Source organism: Marinomonas gallaica (assembly GCF_001639745.1).
Lineage (GTDB): Bacteria > Pseudomonadota > Gammaproteobacteria > Pseudomonadales > Marinomonadaceae > Marinomonas > Marinomonas gallaica.
Genome location: NZ_LTAX01000002.1, coordinates 267,093 through 293,429 on the forward strand (window position 1 = coordinate 267,093; position 26,337 = coordinate 293,429).

The window sequence follows — 26,337 nt, forward strand, 5'->3', positions numbered from 1 at the left end:
GATTGACACTCATTCAATTACTAACAACTCTTATTCATTTAAGGGTATTGGCCGTCGCAAACTCTTCAACATTGTGCACAGCCAAAACTTGTTATGATGTCAACAAATAGGTGGCTACTTTCTTTTACCGAGGATGAAATGGCAAAACGTAAACGTGGTGTGATTCGTTGGATTTGGTCCATTTTTTGGAAAGTCTTGCTATTACTGGTGCTGGTATTACTGCTGTTTCGCTTTGTTCCGCTGCCGACGACCGCTTTCATGTTACAAAGCCCTTATCCGGTGACTCAAAAATGGGTACCTATTGATGAACTGCCGACATACCTGCCTTTAGCGGTGGTCGCATCAGAAGATCAACGCTTCCCCAATCACTTTGGTGTCGATGTCAAAGCCATCAGCAATGCTTTACATGATTACGGCGATGGCGAAAGTTTACGCGGCGCCAGCACGATCACTCAACAAACGGCAAAAAATGTTTTTCTATGGCCAGGTCGAAGCCTGATTCGTAAAGGGTTGGAAGCCGGTTTAGCGCTTGGCTTAGAAGCTATTTGGGGCAAACAGCGCATCTTAGAAGTGTATTTAAACATTGCTGAATTTGGCCGAGGTATCTATGGTGTAGAAGCAGCGAGTCAACATTACTTTGGTCGCTCTGCGCGGAACATTACGCCACGCCAAGCCGCTCGTCTTGCTGTTCTATTACCAAGTCCTCGAACCCGCAACCCTAATAGCCTTAGCGACCCACTACGCGAGCGCGGATCTTGGATAGAACGTCAAATGGATCAATTAAGCGCACAACATTTATCCGCTATTTTAAATTAAGTGTTCACTCACTCATGCACTCCAAGCGCCTTAAAACGTTTCTTGCTTGGTTATAAAATAAGCATTGCATAGCCGCAATTTACTTCTATAATGCGCGAGTTTTCATAATGAAAACGCCGTCAATGGACACCAGCGCCGTCTCAAAGCACTGCCCCAAGCACGGTTTAACATCGTGCAAGTGAGGGGCCGTAATGGGTGATTTCTTTGGTATTGGTCTGTTGGTTATATTTGGCGCGCTCTTCGCCATGTCTGAAATCGGTATGGCGGCAGCACGTAAAATTAAGCTGCGAGTGATGATTGAGGACGGCAACGAAAAAGCGCAAGCCGTGCTCGCGTTACAGCAAAACCCTGGTGCTTTTTTTGCCATGATTCAGATTGCTCTGAATGCGATTTCAATTCTTGGCGGCATTGTGGGTGAGCAAGCTCTAACGCCCTATATGAAAGAGTTGGTAATAATGGTTTATCAAGGGCCATTACTCGACCAAATCAGCTTTATTCTTTCATTCTTAACACTCACCTCGTTGTTTATTCTTTTCGCAGATTTGTTACCCAAACGCTTGGCCATCATAATGCCTGAAGCTGTTGCAATACGAGTGGTCACACCGATGCGCTGGATAACGTTTTTATTAATGCCATTGGTCTTTTTCTTTAATGGATTCACCAATGCAGTTTTACGCTTGTTGAACTTACCAACAAAGCAAGAGGAATTAGTCACCACTGAAGATATCGTCGCGATGATGGACGCAGGTGCCGAAGATGGCAGCTTGCAAAAACAAGAGTATCAGCTGATCGGTAATGTGTTTGAACTGGACACTTTGACCATCGGCAGCGCTATGACGCCCCGTGATCAAATTATTTATTTCGATGCCAATGAAAGCAGTGAAGACATTAGTCAGAAGATCATCGAGCATCCTCATAACGATTTTTTAGTATGTGATGGCAATCTCGACAAAATACTCGGCGTGATCGAATCGAAAGAAATTTTGCGTATGGTGTTAAAAGGCGAGAAAGCCTCTATTCTGCCGTCTCAAGTTGAAAAAGATTTGTTCTATTTGCCCGAAACCTTGACCCTTTCGGAAGCACTTAATGCCTTTAAAATCGCACCGCAACCGTTTGCCGTTGTGGTCAACGAATACGGTACCGTAGTGGGCTTAGTCACCGTAAAAGACTTACTCAGCAGTTTTATGGGCGACTTAATCACACCACAATACGCTGAACAAATCGTTCAACGCGACGCAGCCTCATGGTTAATCGAGGGCTTGACCCCGATTATTGATGTCATGCGAAGCCTTGAGATTGATGAGTTTCCCGACCGTAATCAATACGAAACCATTGCTGGTTTTGTTATTTATAAATTGAAACGCCTACCCAAACGTACAGACTCATTTATCCATGAAAACTATAAGTTTGAAGTGTTGGACTTAGAAGGGGTACGCGTTGAACAGCTACTGGTAACGCGTCTACCAGTGTAAATAGCTATGACAAAGCCTCTTTTGACAATAACTCACGTTCTATCAATGCAGACAGCAGTGCGTGGGTTCGCTCACGAAACATATCTCGCAATAAACGAATGGTGGGAGTGATCGTTTGGCGGCTTGGGTATATAAGCCAAAGCTCTCCCATTGTTACTTGATAGTTTTGCATCACCGGAATCAACTTGCCTGTTAACAAGTCATCCGCGATATCCAAGCTCGACTTGACTGCAATACCTTTACCGGCAACGCACCAGCGCCGAACTAACTCGCCATCGTTTGCCGAACGATTTGAGTTCGGTTTTACCTTATATACGCCTTGCTCATCATAAAATTGCCATGTGTCATTCAAGATGTTCTGCAGTTGGTAAAACAAGCCATTATGGTGCTTCAATTCACTCGGTGTTTGCGGTTCAACGTGTCGCCTCAGATACTCTGGGCTAGCACACAAAACACGTGGCACATCACAAATTTTAAAACCATATAGACTGGAATCAGGCGGTGCGCCATAGCGTACTGCGATGTCCAACGCATCACGATAAAAGTCGATATTACTATCACTCAAATGCGCACGAACTGACACTTGTGGGTGTGCTTCAAGAAAATCATCAATCCAAGGCATAACTAGGTTACGGCCTAAATCTGATGACACCGCGACACGGACCTCACCGCTGATAATACCTTGCTCTTGATGTACCGCTTGCCTCGCTAGATCTAGCCCCATCAAAGCTTGTTGGCATTGCGGAATATACCGCTCTCCAACATTAGAAAGACGCAGCTGACGTGTCGTACGAATAAATAATTCGGCCCCTATATAGGCTTCGACACGCTTTACGGCCGCGCTGGCAGTAGCCGTTTGCATGTCCAGCTGCTTAGCCGCAGCCGTAATGCTGCCAAGCTCTGCGACTTTTAAGACTACTTCTAGATCTTGGATTTGCATGGACGTTTATACCCAATGTGTGCCAGAAACTTATTATCAATTTATTTTTGATAAAATTTCAACTATTAGCCTATTTTTATAATCAAGTGAATTCCTTAGCATAGCCTAACTTTCAAAGCATCTGTCTTGCTAGAACACTGAATAATTGAGGCTCACTATGACCCACCCTATTATTTCTGATTTATCGAAACGCTATACCACAAAACTCTACGATGCGAAAAAACGCATACCAGTAGCAGATCTAACAGTTATTTATGAAGCATTACGTCTATCTGCTTCATCCATTAATTCGCAGCCATGGAAGTTTATTGTGATTGAAAGCGATGCCGCTAAGCAGCGTTTACACGACTCATTTGTGAATAAATTTCAATTCAATCAGAAACACGTTAAAGCGGCATCCCATATCGTGCTATTTGCGCATAAAACCCATTACACACGAGATGACTACGCAAAAGTCATTGAGCAAGATATTGAGGCTGGTCGCACTCATGAGGCGAATCGTGAAGCGGCATTCGGAGCGTTCGCCTTTGCTGAGCTGAATACAGACGCTGAAGGTAATACGGAAACGTGGACCAAAGCTCAAACGTATTTAGCGCTGGGCAACACGCTGCATACTTTAGCGCGCTTAGGCATTGACTCTACTCCCATGGAAGGCGTTGATCATGAGATGCTAAGTGAATTGTTCGCAGATGAACTGCGCGGTTATCGCTGTGATGTTGCACTGGCCATGGGTTATCGCAGTGACGAAAATGACTACAACGCACCACTGCCAAAATCCCGCCTAGCATCGCATCAAGTCATACACGTTCTGTAACAGGCGAACAAACTTGCTGTTATAAAAAAGAGGGCTTAGATTAGCCCTCTTTTCATTACATCAAGTGTTGAACTAATTAGCCTGACACCTTATGCATCGCACAGATTTTATTACCCGCAGGATCTCGTAAATACGCCAGATACAGTTGTCGATCGCCGCTTTGACGAACACCCGGTGGGTTTTCAATCGGCTCACCGCCATTGACTTTACCCGCTGCGTGCCACGCATCGACTAATTCGGGACTGCTGGCTTTGAAACCAATTGTCATACCATTACCATGCGTCGCAGGCTCACCGTCAATAGGCGTAGTCAGCAGAAACACCGACTCATCACTAAGGTACACACAGCGTCCTTTATGATCGTAAAAACCTTCGTTATAACCCAATACCGATAAGATCGCATCGTAAAACACTTTTGACTTTTCTATATCATTCGCGCCGAGCATTACATGACTGAACATTTAATATTCCTCTTTGGATGGGAGTACTGACACTCTGCTACAGCCTTGCTGAATTGTCTATCTGCCTAGCTTTCAACCCTATTCTTTCCTCGATTACAAAGCACTATCGCCACCCGTTAATGACGTTCGAATGCGTCACGAATTGAGTGTTTTTTCGACAAATTTTGAGGTTCTCATCATGCCCAACACAGTAATTCGCTTGCATAAAGTTTGCTAATATTGGCTAACGCCTGCCTTTTTATTCGCTGTAATGTGAAATTGTTGATTAAAAAAACTAAAAAAATCACATTAGGAGCGCACCATGAAAAAGATAGAACCCCCCTATTATAAATATGCTGGTTTGACACTGGCACTTACCTTCTCCGCCTTAGCCTCTGCCACTGAGAGTGGATCCCCTTCTACCGCCGTAGGCGTTTATGATTTTGGCGCAGGTTACTTACCACCAGCGACTGAAAACGGCACCATCGCAACACGTATCAATGTTTACAGTGCTGACAAGCTGGCCAACAACAATGGTGACAGCACACCAGGACAAGACTTCAATTTAGACGTCCTGTCGGTGTCAGCTGTGTATTTGAATATGACAGATACGGAAATATTAGGCGGACGTTATGGCTACTCTGCCATTGTTCCATTCTTACGAATGGATGGCAGCATCTCAGTTTCTGTACCGGGTGTCGGTACCGTGTTTGAGGACAGCGCTGAGCTCTTTAAGCTCGGTGATATTCAATTCATTCCACTTATGTTAGGTTGGAATCCCGCGCCCAATATGGCATTCAATACCCAGTTTGCTATTCAAGCCCCCACTGGTGACTACGATCAAAACCGTTTCATTTCTCCGGGTCTAAACCATTGGGTTTTCACACCAAGCGCGGCTTTCTCATACATCAGCCAAAGTGGCTTCGAGGTTTCCTCAAACTTCCAGTTAGACATCAGCACTAGAAATGACGATACGGATTACAAAAATGGTTTGGAATTTCGCCATGAGTTTGCTGTAGGCCAACATGTCGATGAATGGACTGTGGGCTTAGGTGGCTATTATTACCGCCAGCTAACCGACGACAAAACTGGCAGCAACTACGCTGGTCAGCCAATTGTCGATGGCAACAAGCTTGAAGTCTTAGCATTAGGGCCTGCTATCAGTTACTTCTCTCCGGGCAAACCAACCGTGCTGTTCCATGCTTACAAAGAGTTCGATGCAAAGAATCGTACAGAAGGCTATAACGTAGCCGTCCGTGTCGCGCATTCATTCTAGGGGGAAGCCGTAATGACTGATCAAACTATCGTTAGAAAAGCGACCGCTGGACGCGAAGGTATTCTCATCGCACTCGGAAGCAGCTTAACCATCATGGGCTCTGTTATGGTCGCGCCCATGTTACCAAAGATGGGCCAAGAATTTGGTCCACTCAACCCTGATGCGGGCACATTACTACCGCTGGCAGTAACCGGCCCAGCCTTAGCGATTGCGCTCTTTGCGCCGTTTGCAGGCTGGCTATCAGACCGTTTGGGACGCAAAGCGATGCTGATCATCGCAACCATTCTGTATGCCCTGCTAGGCGCTTTACCGGCTTTGCAAACAGACCTAAACGATATCGTCATTTCTCGTTTCTTATTTGGCTGTGCCGAAGCCGTCATCATGACGTGCTGTACCGCTTTAATCGCCGACTACTGGCATGGGGAGGAACGGTTCCGGTTTGTTAACTTCCAAGTGGTCTCGATTGGTATTGTCGGCTCCATTTTCTTCGTCATTGGCGGTGTCTTGGGTGAAGAGTCATGGCGCACACCTTTCTATTTGTACTTAGGGCCACTATTGCTGGTTCCCTTTATGGCAAAAATCTTATGGGAACCTAAGAAAAACCGCGAATACTTACCACCGGCTGATCCTGATGCACGCGTGGCCTTTACCCCCTTGATTGTAGGCTACCTTATGATTTTGGGCGGTATGGTACTGAATTTCATCGTCCCCGTTCAGGCACCTGCCTTACTCGTCGCCATCGGCGTGACATCGACGACTAAAATCGGTCTGTCAGCAGGTTTGGGCCTTCTTGCGACACTAGGTGGATCGCTAACGTGGCCACTACTACGACGCTTGATTGGTTTATATGGCTGTAATGCGTTGCTCATGGCTCTGTTAGCCGTTGGTCTGTGGCTATTGGCCAGCGCCAAGACCTACAACGATGTGTTATTTGCGGTATGTATTCATGGCATTGGCGCCGGAATCATGGTGCCAAACGTCATGGCGTCGGTGATGAATGCCTTACCCGATGCGGTTCGTGGTCGTGGGATTGGTGGCTTTACGTCGGCATTGTACTTAGGCCAATTTATCAGCCCTATTATCGTCGGAATGATCATCGGCATCACGCAAACAGATCTTGTCAGCGCCATTACATATTTAGCGTGCGCCAGCCTTTTCGTCTCGGCGCTTTGGATCGTATCCAAACTTTTTGTCGGTGGCAGCACCCCCGTAAACAGCGACAGTGCCGTGTAATGCGGCGCTAAATTGCGCATTTCAGCAACGATTTAGTAGGTAATAGTATGAAAGACATTCATTCACTGATGGACCAATGTGACGGCATAGCATTGGCCGAACAGGTCAAAAAGAAAGAAGTAACGCCAAAAGAACTTCTAGAGGCCAGTATTGAGCGCCTAGAGAAAGTGAATCCGAGTATTAATGCGGTAGCCGAAAAACTGTACGACAGCGCTCGTGAAGCACCAGCCACAACCGGTGCTTTTGAAGGCGTACCTACTTTGGTCAAAGATCTCTTCGCGCCAATGCAAGAAGCACGTATGAGCAATGGCTCACTCGCACTGGGCGAAGCCCGTCCAGGTTTGGATGACTCGGTAGTATCACGCCTTCGAGCCTCTGGTTTGCGTTTTATTGGCACCTCTACAGCGCCTGAGTTTGGTATTTCATACACGACTGAATCAACCCGCTTTGGCGCTACCCGTAACCCATGGAATTTGGATCACAGCGCCGGCGGTTCGAGCGGCGGTGCCGCGGCGATCGTGGCCGCTCGTGTGGTGCCTTTTGCGCATGGCAACGATGGCGGTGGCTCGATTCGTGTGCCATCGTCTTGCTGTGGTTTATTTGGTTTAAAACCAAGCCGGGGCTTGGCACCCAGTGGTCCATTAGTCGGTGAAGGCTGGGGCGGAATGGGCTGTGTCCACGCTCTAACGATTTCCGTTCGAGACAGCGCGGCATTACTTGATGTCGTGTCAGGTGCAGATTTAGGCGCGCCGTATGCCGCACCAACACAACAAATGTCTTACCTTAATTCCTTGCAACAGACTGTCAAACCATTACGCATTGCTTTAGTGGAAGATGCTGGTCCATGGGCTCTTTCTGCGGAAGCCCTCGCCAGTGTTCGACATACCGCCAAGCTATGTGAAAGCCTAGGGCACTCGGTTGAAATCGTTAAGTTTCCGGTCGATTTACCGTCATTTTTCAGCAGCGCTTTTGATGTGATCGCACCCAATACATTGAGCTATGTGCAATTACTGGGTGACATGCGCGGTGCGCCAGTCAAGGATGAAGAGCTGGAAGCTGGAACACGTATAATTTTACGTGAACGGGGTAATATCAGTGCCGTAAAATACACCCAAGCCATTGAGCATTTTCATCGATTAGGTCGAGAAATGGCCGGTTTCATGCAGAAGTTTGATGTGTTATTAACACCTACGCTAACACGAGAGCCGCCTAAAATCGGCGACATTCGTACACTAGATGCAAATGCGTCATTAGACGAATTTATTCAACAATCCCATGGTTACTGCCCTTTCACGGCGGTCTTTAACTCGACTGGACAACCGGCAATGTCGGTGCCGCTGTACTGGACTCAAAATAACTTACCTCTTGGGTCACAATTTGTCGGCCGCTTTGGTGAGGAATCCACCTTATTGCAACTGGCAGCACAGCTAGAACAAGCCCAGCCTTGGGCCAATAACATCCCACCCACTAACGCACGTTCAAAGTAATTTAATAGCTAAAATGATAAAGCCGCCTACGATGCCAACGTTAGGCGGCTTTCTTGTATGACTGGCGCTTTATGAGAGATCTGACTACAGGCTAGATTTTAAAGAACTCTAATTGCTTCTTCACATCCGCACTGCTGTTCATCACACTCTGACCGGAGCTTTTGCCCTCTTCCGCATTGCGCTGCGTCAGATCACGCACTGAATGCATCTTGTGATTAATATCATCCGTCACCGAAATTTGCTCAGCGACTGAAGATGCAATTTGATTAGCTTGCTCAGAAATGCGTTCAATACGCGCCAAAATATCCCGAGTTAGCTCATTGCTTTCAGACACGCTTTTGCGTGAGCTATCCACTAGCGTCAAACTATTTCCCATTTGGCTTACTGCTCGTTGGCTAGATTTGTTCAACTTCGATAGCAGCGCTTCAATTTCATTCACACTGTCTTGTGAGCGCTGCGCTAACGCGCGAACTTCGTCAGCAACAACCGCGAATCCACGGCCAGTTTCCCCGGCACGCGCCGCTTCGATGGCCGCATTCAAAGCCAGCAAGTTGGTCTGCTCTGAAATGCCGCGAATAACACCTAGAATGGTTTCAATATTATTGGTTTCACTGCGCAGTTCCGTCACCGCCACATTGGTTTCATTTAACGTCGCTACCAAATTATCTGTTTCAGACAGCGTTTTATGGGCGGTGGTAAGACTGTTTTGCGCAACGCTGCGTATGCCGTTTGCGGCTTCAGAAGAGTCCTGCGTGCTCTCGGAAATACTGCGGTTACTCGCTGACATTTGCTCTAACGCCACGACAACAAGCTCGGTGTTGTCCATAATATCCGTCGAGCGTTTACCTGCTTCTTTATTGGCTTGCAGCACACCTAGGCTGTTTTTGTTAACGGCGTCTACTGCGCCCAATATATTCGTGATCACAGAACGTAAATGCTCAGTAGAGGCATTGATTGCGCGCCCTAAATCTGCAATTTCGTCATCACCGTTCACGTCTACAGGTTTGTTTAAATGACCTTTTGCCATTTCTTGAGCGGCAGCTCTTACGCTTTGGATACGTCTTACGATGCTACCAGAAATGGCATAGCTCAAGGACAGCGATACGATAAGCGTTAAAATGATCGCCCCCCAGAAACTCCATTCAATTTCTGAAATTAAGCTTTCGGTGTCACTTTTAGCCGCGGCTACAGCACTATCATTCGCTTCTGAAAAGCCTTCAAACTCATCCATTAACGCAGTATAAGAATTCATGAACGCTGAGAACACAGGGAAAGGCGCTTTGTGATCCGGTGTATTTTGCATCGTTGATACAAACGTTTTGGTTTTGGCCTGAAAGTCTTTAACCAACACGTCTAACGCTTTTAGCGCTTGCGCATCCCCTGAATAATCTGACTTTAGATTCTGAAACAACCCAGGCGTTTTGGCATACGCTTCATTGATGGTTTTTAAATAAGGTGGAATCTGGTTGTCTAATGACAACAAGTACCCAATTTGTAACCCTCTGACATTTAACACAATGTCCACTTGGGTTTCTTTAATACGCTCTAAGTTAACCGATACGGAATGGTTTTCACTATAAAACCGCTGAAAACTATTGGCCAAATCCGTACTTTTTGACTTAATGACGATAAGAGCAACCAAAAAGACGAAGATAATTGAGGAGGTCAATATCGTAAATTTTGTTCTCATTGAAAACCTGTTCATAGCGTATTCCCTTCATCGATACTGCCTGAGAAATGATGTCTTCACGCTATTTTGTCAGTGACATTTTTATTACTTTAATCACTAACAAGACAACCAGCGTCATCCGTTATATTAGTTCCACTTATAGAACTACTTAACCTAATAAAACACAAGAAAGCGCACGGTTTATTTCGCATGTTTAGTGCTAAAATAGCGGCCTATTTCTATATGCTCTGCATTTCAAGGTAACCCATGACTGTTCTTCTAATGACTCCTCCCATGACGCAACTGAATACGCCGTATCCAGCGACAGCGTATCTGACCGGTTTTTTACGCGCCCAAGGGTATGAGGCGGTGCAGCGAGACCCAGCTATTGAACTGTTTTTGGAAATGATGACGCAACAAGGTTTAGACATCATGCGCCAACATGTGGAGGATAATTTCGAACAATTTGAAGACGATGAGCTACCGGATGCGATATTTACTTTTTTAGCTGAGTTTGATCGCTATCGTCTGTGTGTCGAGCCCGCGATTCGGTTCTTACAAGGTAAAGACCCTAGCCTTGCCATGCGCATTAATACGCGTCGTTTTCTACCAGAAGGGCCAGCGTTCGATGTTATTGAACAAATGGAAGCAGTGTCTGGCGATGTGCTAAAAAAAGCCTTTGGCGACTTAGGTGTACAAGACAAAGCCAAATACTTGGCGACCTTGTTTATCAATGATCTATCGGCGGTGATTACTCAAGGCGTCGACCCTTACTTTGAAGTCAGCCGTTATGGCGAACGCTTAGCGGCGGCGAACCCAAGCTTTGATGATCTGTATAACACCCTCATGTCAGAATCGACGTTCAGCTCAGAGATCCTTGAGCAGCTTGTTGAAGCCTACTTAGAAGAAACTCAACCCAGCGTCATTGCATTGACTGTGCCGTTCCCCGGCAATATGCTCGGTGCATTGCGCATTGCGCAAACCTGTAAAGAGATCAATCCCGATATACCGATCGTCATGGGCGGCGGTTTTATCAATACCGAGCTGCGCGCACTGAAAGACACCCGGGTCTTTGAGTTCGTAGACTTTATCTGTGTCGACGATGGCGAACGTCCCTTTATGACCTTGCTGGAATATTTTGATGGCAAACGTGACGTTGACGACTTGGTACGTACCTACTTCTTAGCCGAAGATCAAGACGGCGAGCCATTTGTCTATTTCAATGACAACAAGGCCCTACATGATATTCCTCAAACGGAAGTCGGTGCGCCAATATACGATGGCCTGCCATTGAGCGAGTATTTAGCTTTATGTGAGATGCTCAACCCGATGCACCGTATTTGGAGCGATGGTCGCTGGAACAAACTGACCATTGCCCACGGTTGTTACTGGAAAAAATGCAGCTTCTGTGATGTGAGCCTCGACTACATCGAACGCTACGACTACGCTGGCGCAAATATCCTAGTGGATCGGATTGAGCAACTGATCGAAGAAACCGGCCAAACGGGCTTTCACTTTGTCGATGAAGCCGCGCCACCGAAAGCGCTGTTTGCGATGGCCGAGCGCCTGATCGAACGCGGTGTGGTGATTAGCTGGTGGGGCAACATTCGCTTTGAAAAAACCTTCACGCCTGAAAAATGCCAACTACTGGCGGACTCAGGCTGTATCGCCGTCAGTGGCGGATTGGAAGTCGCTTCGGATCGTTTACTACAACTGATGAAAAAAGGCGTTAGCGTGGAGCAAGTCGCCCGTGTCACCAAAGGCTTCAGCGATGCCGGCATCTTAGTACACGCGTATCTGATGTACGGTTTCCCGACTCAAACTGAACAAGAAACCGTCGACGCTCTCGAAATGGTGCGTCAAATGATGTCTCAAGGCTGCTTCCAGTCAGCTTACTGGCACCGCTTTGCGGCGACCATTCACAGCCCTATCGGTATCAACCCAGAAGAATATGGTATCACCTTAGCGGAGCGCCCTGACACGTTATTTGCTGAAAATGATGTGGACTTCTTCGATCCAACGAACGTTGATCATGACATGCTGGGCAACGGCCTTCGCAAAGCTCTGTATAACTACATGCATGGCATCGGCTTTGATCAGTCGCTGAGTTTCTGGTTTGACCAGTCAGTCGCACGCCCTACCGTAAAAAAAGACCTGATCAGCAAAGCGTTTAGCAACTTGATTGCCAGTACTTAACTCAAGGATTTGTCATGCCGGAACTTAAAACGCTTGGACTTTTTTTATTGACGGCCTTGGCTGAGATCGTAGGCTGCTACTTGCCTTACTTGTGGTTACGTGAAGGCAAGCCCATTTGGTTATTACTGCCTGCAGCTCTGAGTTTAATGCTGTTTGCGTGGTTGCTGACTTTGCATCCGACGGCGTCGGGCCGTGTTTATGCGGCATACGGCGGCGTGTATATTTTTGTCGCGGTATTATGGCTTTGGGCGGTTGATGGCATCCGTCCTTCCGTCTGGGACTTGATGGGGTCTGCGGTCGCGTTACTTGGCATGGCCATTATTATGTTTGCACCGAGAAGCTAACCTCAAAAAGCGATTTCAACTCTAAAAAATCACTCTTCAAGAACAAAATGTGGGTCTAGCTAGTGCTCCAATGCGCTCACATTGTATTTTTCAAGCAACGCTTGATAACGACCATTTTCTTTAATCTTACTGAGCCCACGGTTAAAGTGGGCAATGATTTCTTCACGATTTGGGTGTTGTTTAGAAAGCATCAATGACAATGAGTTATGAGCTAACTTTTTTTCGACGAAATCCAATTTATCAGCAAAGCGTTCAGGTTCAGTTTCGATCAAATACTCCACCATCCCTTGATCCCTTACCGTCATATCCACACGTTTCTTTATCACCATGTCTAATGCCTGCTTTTCATCACCGACATACGTTTTATCTAGTGCGTCATATTGATCAAATTGCTCTTCGTTAACGGCATCAATTAACAGAACAAAGCTGTAAGGGATTAAGTCTTCTAGCTCTTGCCATTGAATGTCAGCGTTTTTTCTTTTGACCATGACGGCATGATTGATTAAAAGCACATCGCTAAACACAAACTTCTCACTACGCTCTTCGCTATACCAAGCGGCAACAGCGTCCTTCCTTACAGCTTCAACCGATGCCATCGCTCTCGCCCAAGGCATGATAACGTAATCTATGGTCACATCTTCTTCTGCAAATGCTGACTTGATTAACTCAATGACTAGACCACCGCCCTCAATGTTAGCCGAGGTGTAAGGAGGCCACTCATTTGCAGTCAGAGAGACATGCATGTTTTCCGCCCATGAAAATGGACTCATTGCCGCCCAACATAAAATTAACCATTTACTGAAATTCATCATATATTTGCCTCTTATGCTAATCATGCCATAAAAATCCATTATAAAAGGCAAAAGATTAAGTCATCACCAGTTGATATAAAATGGTAGCACCCAACAGAGTAAATACAACTCCGCACAACATATCGATGTATCGGCTTATTCTGCGAAGCCCGCTTTGCATAGCAGGGCGAGTCAGTAACCAGGCCAGCATGGCAAACCAAGTAAACGATAAGCCCCAAATAATGATCAAGGCTGCACTCTTGCCTGCGGTGGACATCCCCACCGGAACCAAGCTCGACATGAGGCTAATAAAAAACACCAATGCTTTGGGGTTCAATAAATTCGTCATAAAGCCACGACAAAACGCTAAACGCTTATTTGCCAGCATCATAGCGTTATCAGCCACTATTGAAGCAGAAGGCACACGCCAATGCTTCCACGTTGCGAATAAAGCGCCTAATCCTAAATACAACAAGTAACTACCACCTGCGCCCTTAAGTAACGCAAAGAGTGTCGGATGTTGGTGAACAATATAACTCACCCCCGTCACGCTAAATATCGCATGCGTCAAAATCCCCAAAGATAAGCCTAGAGCAATATAAATCCCTGTTTGACGCCCAAAACGCGTGGCATTTTGTACGACTAAGGCAAAGTCAGGGCCTGGACTCATTAGAGCAATACAATGCACCGTCGCCAGAGTGATAAGAATAGATACTTCGTTCATATAGGTCCTCCATTGCAGAAGACTGTACCACTTCAATAAAAGCGCTCGCTTGTAAAAAACTAACAGCTAACGCACTTGCGAAGGTGTGAGACCAAAGGTGTGTTTAAAAGATTTGCTAAAATGCGCTTGATCATAAAAGCCAACTTGGTGAGCTACCTCGGTGCTCGATAAGTTGGTCTTTAATAGCTTCATGGCCTGCTCTAGACGTAAACGTGTGAACCACGCATAGGGCGTCATACCAACCGAGGCTTTGAAGTGTCGTTGAAACTGCGTCGGCGTCAACTGACACAATTCGGCCAATTGATGAAGATGTACGGAATCTGCTAGGTGCGCCATTAAAAAATCACGTAACATTTCCAGTGTTACTCGCCCAATACGCCTTTCTTCTAACCGCTTAGTTTGCCCATATTTAGAGACAACCGCCGAAAAGCTTTCATAAGGCAAACAATCCTGCGCCAATTGACTCAGCTCACCTGAACGCAGTGCAAGATGGGTGCGTCTAAGCAAGGTAAAGACGTTAGAGTCGTTTAAAACAATACTTTTGAAACCTAATCCTGAACGGATATTTGATTCACTCAAGAAGTGATCGAACCATTCTGGCTCAATCGAAAACACATGCGAATGATAACCTGAATGAGCCATAGATCGACCGTCGTGTAACGTATCAGGCGGCATCACGACTACGTCGCCGGGGCCAACATGATATCGCTCTCCCGCACATACAAACTGTTGTTGGCCTTTTGTAATAAGGCCAAAGTGATAATCAAGATGATAATGTCGTTCAAATTCAAACGACTGATATTGCCCCGAAATCAAACTAATCGCACGATCTGGTGAACTGAAATGCTGCACGCTGTCCATAAGCCCTCCTCACGCCATAGCATAGATGACACTGAGTTCCATTGTCTTGTAAAAAATAGACAACCTAGACCTTACTCAGTCTGAACGCTTGCACGCCAGTTCAGACCTAAAAAAACCGCCTTAGCAGCGGTTTTTTTGAATCCTCGTTTATGCATTCATAAAGGGATAATCGGTGTAACCTTCGGCACCATCCGTATAAAACGTCTCAGGGTTAGGCTCATTCAGCGGCGCGCTGATTTTCGCGCGCGCGACAAAATCAGGGTTCGCCAATATGGCCTTACCAAATGCGACACTGTCGGCTTGATGATCAGCAATGGTTTGGCCAGCTTCTTCAACACTGTATGCCATGTTAACCATCAGATGACCTTGGTAGGTATTGCGCGCCACACTGACAACATCGGCATGTTGCTGATCAAAAAAGTCCGCACGCATTACGTGCAGGTAGGCCAGATCGTAACCATTTAAGAGATCCGCAAGGTAGCGCATCCATTCCACAGGATCACTGTCGCGCATACTATTAAAACTGTTGAGCGGTGACAGACGTAAACCCACACGTCCCGCACCCATTACCTCCGTAACTGCGTCGAGTATCTCCCGTAGAAAACGAGTACGATTTTCCAAAGAGCCACCATAGATATCTTCGCGTTGATTGGCGCTGTCACGTAAAAATTGGTCAATCAGATAACCATTGGCGCCGTGAATCTCGACGCCATCAAAGCCTGCCTCGCGGGCGTTAATCGCGCTTTGACGGAAGTCTTCTACAACCTGTTGAATCTCTTCCACTGTTAATGCACGTGGTACGGTATACGGCTTTTTCCCCTCCGGCGTGTGGGTGACGTCGTCAATCGCAATGGCACTGGGCGCCACGGCCTCACGTCCATTGTTAAACAGTGGATGTGCAGCGCGTCCTGCATGCCAAATTTGCATAAAAATGCGGCCATCGGCTTTATGAACCGCGTCAGTGGTTAGCTTCCAACCGTCAATTTGATCTTGATTGTAAATACCAGGATCGTGACCAAAAGCGGAGGTGCCTTCGGATACCATGGTGCATTCCGAGATCAACAGCCCAGCGCTGGCGCGTTGAGCGTAGTATTCGGCCATCAGCTCATTGGGTTGATGATTGATCGCACGAGTACGCGTTAGAGGCGCCATGATCACTCGATTAGGCAACTCTAATGTGCCTAGCTTAACTGGGGTGAACAGCGCTGTGTTTGATAAAGACATTCTCTACTCCAAATCGTCGAGTATTCATTAAGATAAATACGATATGAGGTGACTTAACGGCGTTTCAATCCCAAGCACGTTTGTTGCTGATAATTTGACTTTTTGGTCAGCCTTTGTAACACCCCTCTCAGCTCAGCCCATCTTTAATCAGACGCTCATCATTTTTAACAGGGTTTCAACACCGCTTTTCATATCTTGTGTTACGCTTTTAGAATGACGGTAAAAGCCGTTCCTTCAATAAAAACAATAGGATGGTGCTATGCAGTTTAGTGAATCTTCCGTTGTATTGCTGGCGATTGCCTTATCTTTGGGGCTGCTAATTGGCGTTGAACGAGGTTTTAAATACCGCGACCAAAAAGAAGGCTCACGCGTTGCTGGTCTGCGAACTTACGGCTTAATCTCTCTCTTAGGGGCGGTCTCCGCCATGCTTTCCGAGAGTCTTGGTAGTTATTTACTTGGCGTTTTTTTTGCCGCATTGGCTTTTGCTCTGACTGCGTCTTACGTCGTAAACAGCACTCGTGAGCGCGCCTCGCTAACCTCTTTGATCGCTTCGCTTCTAGCGTTTTGTTATGGCGCAATGGTTATGCTGGGGTATGTCCTGGAGGCCTCTTCACTTGCGGTTATTACAACGCTACTGCTCAGTTTAAAAGGCGAACTACACCGCTGGTTATGGCTGATTGAAAAGAAAGAACTGTGGGCAGCGTTGGAGCTATTGCTGATTTCAGTGGTGATTTTGTCAGTCATCCCAAATGAAAACATGGGGCCTTGGGATGCGCTGAACCCCTATGAAATCTGGTGGATGGTCGTGCTCATTTCCAGCATTTCGTTTGTCAGTTACTTTGCCATGAAATTTGCCGGAGCACGCAAAGGCATCATGGCTACTGCGTTGTTTGCAGGCTTTGCATCGTCTACCGCTTTAACGTTGCAATTTTCTCGAATGGCTAAACAAGTCCCTGCTGCATCCCCATTGTTGGCGGCTGGTGTTTTGTTTGCATGCGGAACCATGTACCCACGCGTCCTGCTGGTTGCAAGTGTTATTAACCCTGACTTACTGATGCCATTAGCCATACCAACGCTGACCATGGCGGTACTCACCTACTTGCCAGCCTTTTGGCTCTGGTATCGAGGTAATCAATCCGTTCCTGAAGACATCGCACCACCTGCCTCCCCTCTTTCTATGTGGTCAGCATTGGGGTTTGGTCTATTACTTACCGCCATTTTGCTACTTAGTAGCGGCCTTCAAGCCACACTAGGAGACGCTGGTATTTTAATATTAGCGGCAGCTTCGGGCGTCGCCGATGTCGATCCAATTAACTTATCCTTATCAGGAATGAGCCGTGAAAACCTTGCGCTAGAAACAGCCGTACTGGGTATCGTCATCGCGGCATCTGTCAATGGCCTGCTTAAAGCCGGTTTAACCGTCGGTATTGGAGGAAAAGCCATGTTGATTCGCGCTAGCATCCCGTTGATAATCGCCAGCGCAGTGGGGCTCTTATTAGTGCTTGTTATTTAATGCGTTCGAAGACACGCTAACGCTTTATTTTTCTACTCATTAAGGACATAAGCTTGCCACCGATTTATGCAAAATGGCTTTCCATAAGCACCCTATTGAGCCTGACGTTCGGTGCTCTGAACTTAATTACGGCGATTTGGTTAAATAGACAAATAACGTTATTTGTCGAGCTTAAACCACTGTACATGTGGTTGCTGATTAGTTTTGTTGTATCGCAGAATGTATTTCTTATGCCGCTGCTTTACTGGTATGACAAACGTCAATCTAAACAGCGTAATAAAGAGCGTATACCTGAGCTTGTCTTACATATTTTCGCCTTATTGGGCGGCGGTTTAGGCGCGCTATATGGTCAAACGCACTTTCGCCATAAAACGCAAAAACCAATGTTTAAGGCCACCGCGTGGCTTGGCATTATCATCATCGGGTATGTTGGGTATCTGGTTGGACAAAAACAGATTGGCTAAGACGAGAAGCGACCGACTCATGTTGCGTGACCTCACTTAAATTTCCATATCAGTCTATTTTTTAAAATTTCATCATTCTGACTTTTTTTATTGTCAATGTAGGACTGTGGTCAGTGTACCGAAGGTATTGCGATGCCAGAATGATGAGGCGTCGTGACAACGCTGCAGAGCGTTCACTTCGCATCCTTTACGGGCACTTTGGAGAAAATCACAATTATTTTAGCGAAAAATGAAAATAACCTTTGACATAATTAATGATTGGTCATATATTAATCGCAGCTAGAAAGTTTGCGTTTTTTACATCCTCGTTACGTCGCGTTATTAGTAGTAGTCCTTCGTCTTGTAAGATCTAAAATATTGTCTTTTTTTCCGCTACATCCGCCATTTAATGGCACTTATTATTTTTTATCTACAGGATATACATTATGTCTAATAAAACGACTGGTACAGTAAAATGGTTCAACGAAACTAAAGGCTTCGGTTTCATTCAACAAGAAAACGGCCCTGACGTATTCGCTCACTTCCGTGCAATCGAAGGTTCTGGCTTCAAAACTTTGACTGAAGGTCAAAAAGTTGAGTTCGTTGTAACTCAAGGCCAAAAAGGCCCTCAAGCTGAAAACATCGTTGCTCTTTAATTTTTAATTAAAGTAGCACAAAAAAAGAGGCGATACCGCGAGGTATCGCCTCTTTTTTTTGCCTCTTTCTCTCGATTACCTTCCTAGCTTTACCCTCCCGCTATTTCAGTTACACTCACCACAAATCCGCGGCTTACAAAGGTTAACCACTAGTGCCCAACATCATTCTGGTGCACACTAATTTATACATGGCTCTAACTAAGGCTCATTATGCTATCTTCTATATGCAAACTTCCAATGACTCTCGTCTTAACATCGATCGCACTGCATGCAGCTCAAAGTCACGCGCAACCAGAATTTTTAACTCTGATCGACAGCATAGCCAACACAAAAATGACCACCGCTAACCGCATGGAAGTGCTAAGTGCCAGCCTCATGAACAGGCCTTATGTCGATGGCAACCTTGGCGAAGGTGAAAAAGGTCGATATGACCAAGACCCATTATTTCGATTTGATGTGTTTGATTGCACAACCTATGTCGAAACAGTACTCGCTGGCGCCTTATCGAGCCATGCGCAAGACTTTCCACGGCATATGCAGAAGATTCGCTATCAACAGGGTATTGTTTCATTTGTAACACGCAACCACTTTACCAGTGCAGACTGGATACCCAACAATCAATGGTTGCTGGAAGATATTACGGCAACGGTTGGACAAGGCTTTGAACGGTTCGCAGAAACTGTCATCGATAAGAAAGCATGGTATCAAGCCATGTCAGAAGACCGCCTTCAAGGGCTATCAGCCACGGTCAATAAACAAACATTGCTGGATGACTTACATCAGGAAGGCTTACCATTCTCACCTGAGCCAGTAAAAACACCTTATATTCCGCTTACGGCATTATTCATTGTTCAACCTGCGAGTGCTGACACCACTCAATCGTACGAAGAAGACACCGACATCAATCAGGCACTACTCGATCGTATCCCTTCAGGGAGCATTATCAGTATGGTCAGACCCAATTACGATGTGAAGCAGTGGATTGGCACAAATCTTAATGTGACGCATCAGTCCATTGCGATTCGAAAGGATGGTCAACTGTATTTGCGCCACGCCAGCCAGTTGCAACGAAAAGTAGTAGACGAGCGTTTCACGGACTACTTTAGCAAGTACCTAATTAACTCTTCACTTAAAGGCTTTAATATTCAACAACCGACTTTTTAGACACAAAAAAGCCACGCTCTAGGGAAAGCGTGGCTTCGAATCTTAGATCATTGTAAATGATTAATGTGTAATGCCTTTTTTCAACATCCGCATTTCATCGTGACACTCTTTCATACGTGTGTGAACGCGACGAAGAGTAGCCTCACAATCTGGTGCTTGATCTTTACCCAGCGCCGTACTGATTTCTGCTAAGACTTTGTCTTCAACCTCTTCAAGTTGATCGACGTAATTTGTTTCTGTAGAAGTGGTTGAGACCTTATTAACAAGGTTCGTGTACGCTTTACGCACTTCGGTCATGGTGTCAGAGCCGTTTTCCAGATCACCTGTTTCGGCTACCGCAAACTTTTGAAGATCCGCCACGGCCTCTTGTTTAGCATCAATCATGCGGTTAAAAAAGCCCGTGTACTCTGCGCTGTCGACTTTCCCTTTCGCTTCTTGATAAAACTCGATACCGCTGTTCATGACTTTAATAATGTCTGAAATATGGTTAACCTCTGGTGTTGTTTGCAACATGGTTGCCTCCTTGGTTATTTATCGTTTAATTCGTTATGTATGAAGCGTTTCGTTCATCCGTACATACAGAATTGAAGACTCCGCGTTTTTATTCAACACCCAAGCAGACGATTTATGGCCATTGCACCTTTGCTTCGATTTATACGCACATGTGCTCCATGTTTGCGTTCAACCGTGACGTTTTCCTACGAATAATCACGCCTTAAACCTGTCGTTTTTAAGCTACCATAAAAAATTGCTCTTTCGGTTTATAAGGCATCACGCTACATTGTTCAGCTGAGGCGTGTGATCAACGCTTTTCTATTACCTGCTTTTTAAGAACAACAATATGGCGATGAACGAGCAATGGGCTGAACGCCCGGCAACCACCTCATTAAATTCAATGACGATTCTGATCGTAGACGACGAGGAAGGTATCCGGGACTTTTTACAACGAGCATTGAACAGATTGTATTCGCGTGTCGATACGGCTGATTCTGCGGATAGTGCTGACTTATTATTAAACACAACCCAATACGACTTACTCATCGTCGATATCTGCATGCCTGGCCGCTCTGGCGTAGAATGGATGCAACAAATTCGAGACAGAGGGAATACCGGCAACGTTATCTTTATGACGGCGTTTGCCGACATGAACCACGCTATTGAAGCCTTACGTCTCGGGGCAAACGACTTAATTCAAAAGCCTTTTCGAATTGAGCAAATGCGCTCGGCGGTTAGGAAAAGCCTTGACCATCTTCGATTAACCCGCGAAAACTTTGTTTTACAACGCCAATTAGCGAACACGCCTCAAGTTGGACTACTGGGAAAAAGCGCGACCATTGTTAGAATAAATCAGCTAATTGAGCGCATCGGGCCAGCTCCATCTGCCGTATTGATCGAAGGGGAAAGCGGTACAGGTAAAGAACTGGCAGCGCGCGCAATCCACCAAAGCAGCGGCCGACAAGGCTCGTTTGTTCCCATTAATTGCGCAGCCTTGGCCCCTGAATTGATGGAATCAGAACTCTTTGGCCACACCAAAGGCGCGTTCACCAGCGCCCATCAAGCTCGTGAAGGGCTGTTCAGTTACGCCGATCACGGCACACTTTTCCTAGATGAAGTCTCGGAAATGCCCTTAGCACTGCAAGCTAAGCTACTCCGAGTATTGGAAGATGGTCGTATTCGCCCACTGGGTACTGAGCGGGAAGTACCGGTCAATGTGCGTATTATTGCCGCATCCAATAAAGACATCGCCGCAGCCGTGCAAGCTGGCAGCTTTCGTGAAGACCTTTACTATCGTTTAAATGTTTTACAATGCCAATTGCCTCCCCTTAGAGACCGTCTAGAAGATTTACCACTACTGGTTGAGCATCTCATTGAGCGCCTTAGTCGTGATTTGGGTATGCCGACGATTCAGTTCTCTGAGGCCGATTTCGCCGTAATGCGCCAACAGCCATGGCGAGGTAATATTCGTGAACTGAAAAACCTTGTGGAACGCTGCCTACTGCTAGGCATGCCTGCTCATGATTTACTGCAAGGTTCAGGCTCTGATCCGAACTCAAACACGCTCCAAGTACAAGGCTACCCATTAGACTGGACATTAGAGGACGTCGAATACGCCCACATAGAGCGTGTTTTAGATGCCCATGGCGGTAACAAAACGCAAGCTGCCAAACACCTCGGTACAACACGAAAAACCCTAGACCGAAAGCTGCAATCAAGGATTAATGACCGTGCTTGAGCGTTGGTCGAAGCGTCATACAAGTCTACGCTATCGATTGCTAGTCCTGACCTTGTTTCCACTCTTGCTTGTTTTGCCCGGCGTCATTGGTCTCGCCTATTTATGGAGCCAAGAAGTCGGCTACCGCCAGCTCTTAATGAAAGCCAATACAGACCTAGCAGTGGCCCACGAAGCGTTCTTAAACAGCCAGCAATCGTATTTAATGAACCTCTCATTGGCGGCCAGCCACCATCATAGAGCGATACTCCAAGCGCTTGCCATCACAACCCCTGCTTCTATAAAAACCTTAGAAGACACACTCAAAAACGAAGCAGGGCTGGACTTCGTTCGTCTACTTGATTTGAGTGGCTGTGAGCAACGCAATAATCAATGCCAATACCCAAACTCTCCCTCAATGCCGCAGGCCTTTAAGGGACAGCCTCTCAGTGCTATTGAGATTTTCTCTGCCCGTCAACTCAACAACATTGACCCAATACTGGCTCAGCGGGCTAGAATTCCCATGGTTGATTCAGACATTAGCGAACAGCGAGGTATGTTAATCCACCTCTTCGAGCCGATCCGAGATGATCACGGCGAGGTCATCGGAGCCTTAGCCGCGGGTGTGCTGATGAATGGCAACTTCGCCTTAGTCGATCAGATCCGTAACACCGTTTATGGCCCCGGCAGCCTACCAGAAGGAGGCATCGGTACCGTAACGCTGTTTTTAGACGACGTTCGCATCAGTACCAATGTGCCCCACCCAAACTCTCCAGAACGTCGAGCACTGGGCACAAAAGTGTCTACCGAGGTACATCAGCAAGTATTAGGTCAAGGTCAACGTTGGCTTGATCGCGCCTTTGTGGTGAACGATTGGTATATCTCTGCTTATGAGCCTGTTATCGACGCATCAGGCAAACGTGTCGGTATGCTGTACGCGGGGTTTCTTGAGTCCCCCTTCCTCGACAGTTTCTATTACTGGCTAGAGTTACTGTTGTGGCTGTTTGCCGTGGTACTGATTGGCTGTGCCATCATTGCCGTCCGCGGTGCTCGCTCGATATCTAAACCGTTAGAGCATATGACCGAGGTGATGGATCGCGTTCGTGACGGCCAACACCAAACACTTCCGCACTATCAAAGCAGCGATGAAATTCAAGAACTAGCACTGCACTTTAATGCCATGTTGAGCCAGCTCGACACGCAGCATCACGCCATACAATCGGCAGCGGACCAATTCGAAGAAAAAGTGAATCAGCGTACCGCCCAATTAAAACACCGAACCGATGAATTACAGCAACACATTGCCTTATTGAATCGCACCCGAGAACAGCTTATTGAACAAGGCAAGCTGGCAGCGTTAGGCGAGTTAACTGCTGGTATCGCCCATGAAATCAACAACCCGACAGCGGTCATTTTAGGCTACATGGATTTGCTCCTAGATGAACTGGGCGACCAAGCCACACCTGAAATGCGCCATGATGCTGAACTGATCATTGCGCAAGTTGATCGTATTCGCACCATTATTAATGACTTACTCAAACTAGCTCGCCCTGTGCCAGAGACACTGACCTACCAAACCATCGACCTCAATGAGGTCATACGTAAAACACAGACCTTGGTAAAGCACGAACTCCAGCGTCGTGGGATTCACTTAACATTAGACTTAAACGCACAACGGCCAGCGTATGCAGACGCCCCTCAGTTACAACAAGTATTGATCAATCTCGTTATGAATGCCGCCAATGCCACAGAAGAGAAAGGAGAAATTATTGTTCGCAGTCACGACTCTGCTCATGGTTGGGTAAAACTTACCATTCGAGACAATGGTTCAGGTATTGATCCCCAGCATTTAAATCGTATTTTCGACCCCTTTTTCTCAACCTCTCACTCTGGCACAGGGCTAGGGCTGGCAATCTCCCATCGCTTGTTAAGCCAAATGAATGCCCAAATTAAAGTTAGGTCTCGACTAGGTCGCGGCAGTGTATTTTTTATTTGGCTTAGCACCGAAAAAAAATAACGCTTATTTTTTCAATTACCTAGGGCTTTAAAACAATTTATTGGTACTAAATTAGAAAGTTGATAAGAATTTTCAGGAGAGGGACTGTCTAGGTTAAGTTCCTCACCAATAGGTGGCGTATTAGTGAGGAACTGCCTAAGTTCGACAACGTGTCGAAACATTTATGTGGATGCTGCCCTATTTAAGAAAGGTCAGCTATTTCTCTTTCCACTATTTTTCGTACTTGTTCTTCATCAGCGACAAAGTTTTCGCTGTCTTTGCGTAACGATTTAACTAGGCCGAACATCATTGCAATGATGACAAAGGTAAAAGGTAGTGCCCCCGCGATAGACGCTGCCTGTAAGGCTTTCAATGCCTCATTACCGCCCATTAACAGAATCATCAGAGTAACTACACCCAGTAAACTACCCCAAAGAATACGTTGCTGAATTGGAGGACGACGACCAAACGACAACAGTCGACCTAATACCAATGTACCTGAGTCTGCAGCCGTCACAAAAAACACCACCACTACAACCAACGCACAGACTTTAGCAATCGTCGCAGCGACACCTGGAGTCAATACTTCAAAAGCGGTAAACAAGGTACCAGCATAATCCCAATTGTTTACAGAGGTATTGTAAATGCTCATGTCTGACCCATAGATCGATGCATGGATACCTGCTGAACCAATAACACTAAACCACAACAAGGAGACAAGCGTTGGAATAAATACAACACCCATAACAAACTCTCGGATAGTACGACCGCGAGAAATACGTGCGATGAACATGCCCACAAATGCAGACCATGCAATCCACCAACCCCAATAGAAGATAGTCCAGCCACCCTGCCAAGTTTGCTCATCACTGCTTCGTGCCGTCCAAAGTGTCATAGAAAGCGATTGAGAGGCGTAGTCACCTAATGTCGTCAAACTGTTTGCAATCAGGTAGTTACCATTCGATGCAATTAGAAAATACAAGATAATCGCAATACAGATGTAACTATTAAATTGAGACAGCATGTTAATGCCTTTGGCAACACCACTGGTGGCAGACAAGGTCGCAATTAAGGTAATAAATACAATGGATAAAACGGTTACCATGGTGGATCTTTCGGCCAAAACATTTAGCGAAATAAGTCCAGAGCTAATCTGCTCTACACCCAAGCCCAGCGTGGTGGCAATACCGAAGATGGTACCAAAAACGGCCAAGATATCGACAGCGTGACCAATGGGTCCATAGATTCTATTTCCAATCAATGGATAAAGCGCAGAACGAATGGAAAGAGGCAGACCTTTACGAAAAGAGAAATACGCCAACGACAAGCCAACGATTGCGTACATTGACCAAGCAACAGCCCCCCAATGGAATACGGTCAAAGTTAGACCGCCGACGGCCGCTTCAGCGACTAAATCATTAGGAATAGGAAAGCCCACATCGCCTGGTTGTAAGCCTGCCGCAAGCGCCACTTGTTTAGCTTCGAAAAAACTGCTCACGGCCGCTTTCACTTCGGTACTCATGAAAGGGTTACCACCGCTCCAACCACTGGCAAAATGTATCATCGGTTCGGACATGGAGAAGAACAACATGCCAGCCCCCGTACCGCAGCCGAAAAGCATTGAAAACCAAGCAAAGTTTGAAAACTCAGGTCTCTCGTTATCTCTACCTAATCGAATTGCACCTACTTTACTTACCATTAACGTCGCACACACAACGAAAGCAAGCAGCATGACAAGGATGTAATACCACCCCAACGTTTCTTCTATCCAGCTTTTCAAGCCTATGAACTGCTGACTGGCTATTTCACCGAGCAAAACGGTATAGAGAATAAATACAACAACCATAATTAAGGCTGTTATTCCCAGGGTCGTATTAAGCCCTTTTAACATTCCCCGCTGGGAAATGAGGGCATCGATCTCTTTATCTTTTAGCATTGGTAACCTCTTTATTTTTTTTATTGTCGCCACGTCATCCTATTAATCTAAAATAGATATAACAAACTAGAAAAATGGGGTCTCTACATAATGATATTAATGGCTCACTCATCATGAGCGATCAAATTCCTCCT

At 46.2% G+C, this 26,337-nt stretch carries 23 protein-coding genes; 14 read left to right on the forward strand and 9 right to left on the reverse strand.

The genetic code is table 11. From position 1 onward, the window contains the following. Positions 1 to 138 precede the first annotated feature (138 nt). Both mtgA and AYW76_RS03390 read left to right on the forward strand, forming a co-directional pair. Positions 139 to 816 carry a monofunctional biosynthetic peptidoglycan transglycosylase gene (gene mtgA, locus AYW76_RS03385; RefSeq protein WP_067215767.1) on the forward strand — a complete coding sequence of 226 codons (678 nt, stop codon included), beginning with the start codon at positions 139 to 141 and terminating at the stop codon, positions 814 to 816. A gap of 191 nt (positions 817 to 1,007) precedes the next feature. Then, positions 1,008 to 2,288, forward strand: coding sequence for a hemolysin family protein (locus AYW76_RS03390; protein ID WP_067215769.1), 1,281 nt, complete (start codon positions 1,008 to 1,010; stop codon positions 2,286 to 2,288). Between the two features lie 4 nt (positions 2,289 to 2,292). Here AYW76_RS03390 and AYW76_RS03395 read toward each other — a convergent pair whose 3' ends face one another. Beyond that, positions 2,293 to 3,228, reverse strand: a complete 936-nt coding sequence (locus AYW76_RS03395; protein WP_067215772.1) for a LysR family transcriptional regulator — start codon at positions 3,226 to 3,228, stop codon at positions 2,293 to 2,295. A gap of 157 nt (positions 3,229 to 3,385) precedes the next feature. Here AYW76_RS03395 and AYW76_RS03400 point away from each other — a divergent pair, with 157 nt between their 5' ends. Next, entirely contained in the window at positions 3,386 to 4,042 is a 657-nt protein-coding gene (locus tag AYW76_RS03400) for a nitroreductase family protein (protein WP_067215775.1), read from the forward strand. 76 nt (positions 4,043 to 4,118) lie between these two features. Here AYW76_RS03400 and AYW76_RS03405 read toward each other — a convergent pair whose 3' ends face one another. After that, positions 4,119 to 4,502: a VOC family protein gene (locus tag AYW76_RS03405; protein ID WP_067215779.1), complete on the reverse strand. Its 384-nt coding sequence runs from the start codon at positions 4,500 to 4,502 to the stop codon at positions 4,119 to 4,121. Between the two features lie 301 nt (positions 4,503 to 4,803). On the opposite strand from AYW76_RS03405, the gene AYW76_RS03410 reads away from it, so the two are divergent. The 3 genes from AYW76_RS03410 to AYW76_RS03420 are packed head-to-tail and all read left to right on the forward strand — an operon-like array spanning position 4,804 to position 8,477. Continuing rightward, positions 4,804 to 5,757: a SphA family protein gene (locus tag AYW76_RS03410; RefSeq protein WP_067215782.1), complete on the forward strand. Its 954-nt coding sequence runs from the start codon at positions 4,804 to 4,806 to the stop codon at positions 5,755 to 5,757. Positions 5,758 to 5,769: 12 nt separating this feature from the next. Further along, positions 5,770 to 6,990, forward strand: a complete 1,221-nt coding sequence (locus AYW76_RS03415; protein WP_067215786.1) for an MFS transporter — start codon at positions 5,770 to 5,772, stop codon at positions 6,988 to 6,990. Between the two features lie 47 nt (positions 6,991 to 7,037). Further along, the gene (locus tag AYW76_RS03420; RefSeq protein ID WP_067215789.1) at positions 7,038 to 8,477 is read left to right on the forward strand and encodes an amidase; all 1,440 of its coding nucleotides are present in this window, start codon (positions 7,038 to 7,040) and stop codon (positions 8,475 to 8,477) included. Positions 8,478 to 8,568: 91 nt separating this feature from the next. On the opposite strand, the gene AYW76_RS03425 is transcribed toward AYW76_RS03420, so the two are convergent. Then, positions 8,569 to 10,167 carry a methyl-accepting chemotaxis protein gene (locus tag AYW76_RS03425; RefSeq protein ID WP_231872538.1) on the reverse strand — a complete coding sequence of 533 codons (1,599 nt, stop codon included), beginning with the start codon at positions 10,165 to 10,167 and terminating at the stop codon, positions 8,569 to 8,571. 246 nt (positions 10,168 to 10,413) lie between these two features. Here AYW76_RS03425 and AYW76_RS03430 point away from each other — a divergent pair, with 246 nt between their 5' ends. Both AYW76_RS03430 and AYW76_RS03435 read left to right on the forward strand, forming a co-directional pair. Beyond that, on the forward strand, positions 10,414 to 12,342 hold the full coding sequence (locus tag AYW76_RS03430) for a B12-binding domain-containing radical SAM protein (RefSeq protein WP_067215796.1): 1,929 nt from the start codon (positions 10,414 to 10,416) through the stop codon (positions 12,340 to 12,342). Between the two features lie 14 nt (positions 12,343 to 12,356). Next, positions 12,357 to 12,686 carry a YnfA family protein gene (locus tag AYW76_RS03435; RefSeq protein ID WP_067215799.1) on the forward strand — a complete coding sequence of 110 codons (330 nt, stop codon included), beginning with the start codon at positions 12,357 to 12,359 and terminating at the stop codon, positions 12,684 to 12,686. Positions 12,687 to 12,745: 59 nt separating this feature from the next. Here AYW76_RS03435 and AYW76_RS03440 read toward each other — a convergent pair whose 3' ends face one another. The 4 genes from AYW76_RS03440 to AYW76_RS03455 form a co-directional block, all read right to left on the reverse strand. Beyond that, entirely contained in the window at positions 12,746 to 13,498 is a 753-nt protein-coding gene (locus AYW76_RS03440) for a substrate-binding periplasmic protein (protein WP_067215802.1), read from the reverse strand. Between the two features lie 55 nt (positions 13,499 to 13,553). After that, positions 13,554 to 14,201 carry a LysE family translocator gene (locus tag AYW76_RS03445; RefSeq protein WP_067215806.1) on the reverse strand — a complete coding sequence of 216 codons (648 nt, stop codon included), beginning with the start codon at positions 14,199 to 14,201 and terminating at the stop codon, positions 13,554 to 13,556. A 66-nt stretch (positions 14,202 to 14,267) separates the two neighbouring features. Further along, entirely contained in the window at positions 14,268 to 15,062 is a 795-nt protein-coding gene (locus AYW76_RS03450; protein WP_067033209.1) for an AraC family transcriptional regulator, read from the reverse strand. A gap of 147 nt (positions 15,063 to 15,209) precedes the next feature. Next, positions 15,210 to 16,286 carry an alkene reductase gene (locus AYW76_RS03455; protein WP_067215809.1) on the reverse strand — a complete coding sequence of 359 codons (1,077 nt, stop codon included), beginning with the start codon at positions 16,284 to 16,286 and terminating at the stop codon, positions 15,210 to 15,212. Between the two features lie 259 nt (positions 16,287 to 16,545). Here AYW76_RS03455 and AYW76_RS03460 point away from each other — a divergent pair, with 259 nt between their 5' ends. The 4 genes from AYW76_RS03460 to AYW76_RS03475 all read left to right on the forward strand — a co-directional run bounded on the left by AYW76_RS03460 (position 16,546) and on the right by AYW76_RS03475 (position 20,062). Beyond that, positions 16,546 to 17,799 (forward strand): MgtC/SapB family protein, encoded by a 1,254-nt coding sequence (locus tag AYW76_RS03460; RefSeq protein WP_067215813.1) that lies wholly within the window; start codon positions 16,546 to 16,548, stop codon positions 17,797 to 17,799. Between the two features lie 53 nt (positions 17,800 to 17,852). After that, positions 17,853 to 18,263, forward strand: coding sequence for a DUF1294 domain-containing protein (locus AYW76_RS03465; protein ID WP_082866084.1), 411 nt, complete (start codon positions 17,853 to 17,855; stop codon positions 18,261 to 18,263). Between the two features lie 425 nt (positions 18,264 to 18,688). Further along, positions 18,689 to 18,898 (forward strand): cold-shock protein, encoded by a 210-nt coding sequence (locus AYW76_RS03470; RefSeq protein ID WP_067033204.1) that lies wholly within the window; start codon positions 18,689 to 18,691, stop codon positions 18,896 to 18,898. Between the two features lie 237 nt (positions 18,899 to 19,135). Further along, the gene (locus tag AYW76_RS03475; RefSeq protein ID WP_231872539.1) at positions 19,136 to 20,062 is read left to right on the forward strand and encodes an N-acetylmuramoyl-L-alanine amidase-like domain-containing protein; all 927 of its coding nucleotides are present in this window, start codon (positions 19,136 to 19,138) and stop codon (positions 20,060 to 20,062) included. A gap of 60 nt (positions 20,063 to 20,122) precedes the next feature. On the opposite strand, the gene AYW76_RS03480 is transcribed toward AYW76_RS03475, so the two are convergent. Next, a complete protein-coding gene (locus tag AYW76_RS03480; RefSeq protein WP_067215819.1) occupies positions 20,123 to 20,575 on the reverse strand; it encodes a PA2169 family four-helix-bundle protein in 453 nt (150 codons plus the stop codon). A 328-nt stretch (positions 20,576 to 20,903) separates the two neighbouring features. Between AYW76_RS03480 and AYW76_RS03485 the strand changes: the two genes are divergently transcribed. Together AYW76_RS03485 and AYW76_RS03490 are read left to right on the forward strand one after the other, a co-directional pair. After that, the gene (locus tag AYW76_RS03485; RefSeq protein WP_156489014.1) at positions 20,904 to 22,295 is read left to right on the forward strand and encodes a sigma-54-dependent transcriptional regulator; all 1,392 of its coding nucleotides are present in this window, start codon (positions 20,904 to 20,906) and stop codon (positions 22,293 to 22,295) included. Then, positions 22,288 to 24,288, forward strand: a complete 2,001-nt coding sequence (locus AYW76_RS03490) for a cache domain-containing protein (protein ID WP_197467755.1) — start codon at positions 22,288 to 22,290, stop codon at positions 24,286 to 24,288. The genes AYW76_RS03485 and AYW76_RS03490 overlap by 8 nt, the downstream gene beginning before the upstream one ends. Positions 24,289 to 24,469: 181 nt before the next feature. On the opposite strand, the gene AYW76_RS03495 is transcribed toward AYW76_RS03490, so the two are convergent. Next, the gene (locus AYW76_RS03495; RefSeq protein ID WP_067215825.1) at positions 24,470 to 26,203 is read right to left on the reverse strand and encodes a BCCT family transporter; all 1,734 of its coding nucleotides are present in this window, start codon (positions 26,201 to 26,203) and stop codon (positions 24,470 to 24,472) included. Positions 26,204 to 26,337: the final 134 nt, after the last annotated feature.

Coding starts and splice junctions, on each gene's coding strand:
- AYW76_RS03480 (WP_067215819.1), bottom strand. CDS start 20,575: ATGTTGCAAACAACACCAGAGGTTAACCATATTTCAGACATTATTAAA.
- AYW76_RS03450 (WP_067033209.1), bottom strand. CDS start 15,062: ATGGACAGCGTGCAGCATTTCAGTTCACCAGATCGTGCGATTAGTTTG.
- AYW76_RS03420 (WP_067215789.1), top strand. CDS start 7,038: ATGAAAGACATTCATTCACTGATGGACCAATGTGACGGCATAGCATTG.
- AYW76_RS03425 (WP_231872538.1), bottom strand. CDS start 10,167: ATGAGAACAAAATTTACGATATTGACCTCCTCAATTATCTTCGTCTTT.
- AYW76_RS03430 (WP_067215796.1), top strand. CDS start 10,414: ATGACTGTTCTTCTAATGACTCCTCCCATGACGCAACTGAATACGCCG.
- mtgA (WP_067215767.1), top strand. CDS start 139: ATGGCAAAACGTAAACGTGGTGTGATTCGTTGGATTTGGTCCATTTTT.
- AYW76_RS03440 (WP_067215802.1), bottom strand. CDS start 13,498: ATGATGAATTTCAGTAAATGGTTAATTTTATGTTGGGCGGCAATGAGT.
- AYW76_RS03415 (WP_067215786.1), top strand. CDS start 5,770: ATGACTGATCAAACTATCGTTAGAAAAGCGACCGCTGGACGCGAAGGT.
- AYW76_RS03395 (WP_067215772.1), bottom strand. CDS start 3,228: ATGCAAATCCAAGATCTAGAAGTAGTCTTAAAAGTCGCAGAGCTTGGC.
- AYW76_RS03405 (WP_067215779.1), bottom strand. CDS start 4,502: ATGTTCAGTCATGTAATGCTCGGCGCGAATGATATAGAAAAGTCAAAA.
- AYW76_RS03485 (WP_156489014.1), top strand. CDS start 20,904: ATGGCGATGAACGAGCAATGGGCTGAACGCCCGGCAACCACCTCATTA.
- AYW76_RS03400 (WP_067215775.1), top strand. CDS start 3,386: ATGACCCACCCTATTATTTCTGATTTATCGAAACGCTATACCACAAAA.
- AYW76_RS03410 (WP_067215782.1), top strand. CDS start 4,804: ATGAAAAAGATAGAACCCCCCTATTATAAATATGCTGGTTTGACACTG.
- AYW76_RS03475 (WP_231872539.1), top strand. CDS start 19,136: ATGACTCTCGTCTTAACATCGATCGCACTGCATGCAGCTCAAAGTCAC.
- AYW76_RS03435 (WP_067215799.1), top strand. CDS start 12,357: ATGCCGGAACTTAAAACGCTTGGACTTTTTTTATTGACGGCCTTGGCT.
- AYW76_RS03455 (WP_067215809.1), bottom strand. CDS start 16,286: ATGTCTTTATCAAACACAGCGCTGTTCACCCCAGTTAAGCTAGGCACA.
- AYW76_RS03470 (WP_067033204.1), top strand. CDS start 18,689: ATGTCTAATAAAACGACTGGTACAGTAAAATGGTTCAACGAAACTAAA.
- AYW76_RS03460 (WP_067215813.1), top strand. CDS start 16,546: ATGCAGTTTAGTGAATCTTCCGTTGTATTGCTGGCGATTGCCTTATCT.
- AYW76_RS03495 (WP_067215825.1), bottom strand. CDS start 26,203: ATGCTAAAAGATAAAGAGATCGATGCCCTCATTTCCCAGCGGGGAATG.
- AYW76_RS03390 (WP_067215769.1), top strand. CDS start 1,008: ATGGGTGATTTCTTTGGTATTGGTCTGTTGGTTATATTTGGCGCGCTC.
- AYW76_RS03445 (WP_067215806.1), bottom strand. CDS start 14,201: ATGAACGAAGTATCTATTCTTATCACTCTGGCGACGGTGCATTGTATT.